The 2,555-nt window shown below is 40.8% G+C and carries 2 protein-coding genes; both read left to right on the top strand.

Going from position 1 to position 2,555, the window contains the following annotated elements; genetic code table 11:
* Positions 1-762, top strand: a 762-nt coding sequence (locus H5202_RS20430; RefSeq protein ID WP_182773679.1) for a CNNM domain-containing protein, incomplete at its 5' end; no start/stop codon positions are given.
* Between the two features lie 229 nt (positions 763-991).
* Positions 992-2,555 (top strand): bifunctional metallophosphatase/5'-nucleotidase (locus H5202_RS20435; protein ID WP_182773680.1); only part of this gene is annotated, 1,564 nt, incomplete at its 3' end.

Here is a 2,555-nt window from a genome sequence, read left to right on the forward strand (position 1 = left end):
GCGGTTCTGACTTTTTTAATTTTATTCCTCTCAGAAATAATTCCTAAAACGTTAGGGGCTAATCATTGGCGTAAATTGGCGCCATCGGTATCGGTATGTTTATTTTGGATGGAAAAAATAACTATGCCTTTAATTTGGATGTCTCAAAAAGTCACCAATCTGTTAGGCAAAGGTAATAACGGTCAGTACATTCGTCAAGAACTCAGCGCAATGAGTAAAATGGGTAAAGACACTGGTGAGTTAAGTGAGCAAGAATCACAGATTTTAACCCAAATGTTATCGATGAAAGACATGCACGTCAGTGACATCATGACCCCACGCACTGTGATATTTAAATTATCGACTCACATCACTCATGCGCAATTTACCAACCAATATTTGTCGAGCCCGTTTACTCGTTTTCCGATTTACCAAGGTGACCGAGATAATGTGATTGGTTATGTTAATCGTAATGACATTATTCTTCAGTCTCGCCAAACACCGGATATCGAAATTGGTACTCATTTAAAAACGCTACTTGCCGTCCCCTCTTCCGTAAGAGTATTGCCACTGTTCCAATTAATGATAAAACGTAATGCTAAAATGGCATTAGTGGTTGATGAATATGGCTCAAGTGAAGGGGTAGTGACAATTGAAGACATCATCGAAACCTTAATTGGTTTAGAAATCGTTGATTCAAAGGATTTAGCTCCCAACATGCAAGCTCTGGCACGTAAGCTGTGGCAACGACGTATCAAGAATAAAGGTTTGGTTATACGATGATAATTAACTGGGTTAATTAAGCCGCTTGTATACGAATACATAATCAAAAAGTCAATTGTTAATATCCTTTTTATGGCATTTTTTAATACAAACTGTATTGGCTATATTCAGCTAATTTGTCTCATCATTTTCGTTATTTGAGCGGCAATATAAAGATCACAAAAAACGCGCAGTGATAACATGTTTACCTAAATTAGTATAAGATAGCGACATTAAATTGAGGGAAAAAATGTCACATATTTATCGTTTATCTATAGCTCATATTAATGACACTCATTCTAACTTCGAACCTAGTCCAGTCCAATTTAGCCTGACAGCCCAGCAACACACTTATACACTTGAAGGCCATTCAGGTGGCTATGCGCGTTTAGGCTACCAAATAGAACAGGCAAGGCTGCAAGCCGCTGCCGAGCAAACTCCATTTCTATTTTTACATGGCGGTGATAGCTTTCAGGGCACCTTATATTTCAGGGAGTTTCAAGGTGCGGCCAATGCACATCTTCTCAACTTACTCAAACCTGATGCCATGGTATTGGGCAATCACGAAATCGATGCAGGGAACAGCCCTGTGCAAGCCTTTTTAAATCGTATCGATTTTCCGGTATTAGCCGGCAATATGGATTTAAGCGCAGAAGATAGACATAAAGCAGGTCGATTATACGGCCACCCAATGTTGTATGACTTTGATGACAGCAGCGGAACAGCAAAAGTACTGATAAAGCCATTTCATGATACCCAAATGGCTATTATTGGTATTACCCTAGATCAAATGCATTTAATTGCTAGGCCGGATCCCGATACCCACTTTGTTAATGCTATCGACACTACCCGTAAAACAATTCAAAAACTGAAACAGCAAGGCATTAACCATATTATTGTACTAAGCCACCTAGGTTTAGACCAAGACCAAGAGCTTGCTGCCTGTGTCGACGGCATAAGCCTAATTGTCGGCGGTCATTCACATACGCTGCAAGGTAATATGAGCAACATTGGCTTAAGCGATATTCCTTACGCCGAAACGATAAACTCAACGCCTATTTTGCATGCCGGCAAATATGCAGAAACACTGGGTATTGCCCAAATCAATTTTGATTCCAATGGCAAAGTAACCAAACTTATCGGTAATAACTATTTCATGCTTGATGACAACATTCACGTCAACACCAAAGACGGACAGCCTGCCGATAGTGCTATTGCAGCGGATTTAATCGAGCAGTTGTTTACCCATCCAAGTATTAAAGACGCTAAGCACGATGAGGCCATTCATCAGGTCATTCACAGCCAATACCGCCCATCATTAGATGCGCTAGAAAACCAAATACTGGCTCATATTCCTCGAAACTTTGTTCACACTCGGTTACCGAGCAAGCAGCTCCCTCATGGCAGTGAAATCGCCCCTTGGGTGAGTCGTAGCATGTATAAAGCGGCTAAATACATTGAACCCAATATCGATTTTGCACTCCATAATGCAGGAGGAGTAAGGCAATCACTCAATAAAGGCCAGCTATCACTCGCCGATGTTGTTGGGCGCATTCTGCCATTCGAATTACCCCTAACCTTATATCAAATTATGGGTAAACACATTATTGAGGCATTAGAATCGTCCATCAATAGCGCGACCAATAATGGCCTTGTCGGTACTGGTGCGGGCAGTTTTCCCTACCCTTATGGATTACGCTACTTCTATGATGGTCAGCGGAATAAAGGCCAGCTGATCACCCAAATTGATATTTACAAACAAGATCAATGGCAAACTCTTGAATCTAATAAACGTTATATTGGAGTATCAAGTG

The organism is Shewanella sp. SG41-4 (genome assembly GCF_014164505.1).
Classification (GTDB): domain Bacteria; phylum Pseudomonadota; class Gammaproteobacteria; order Enterobacterales; family Shewanellaceae; genus Shewanella.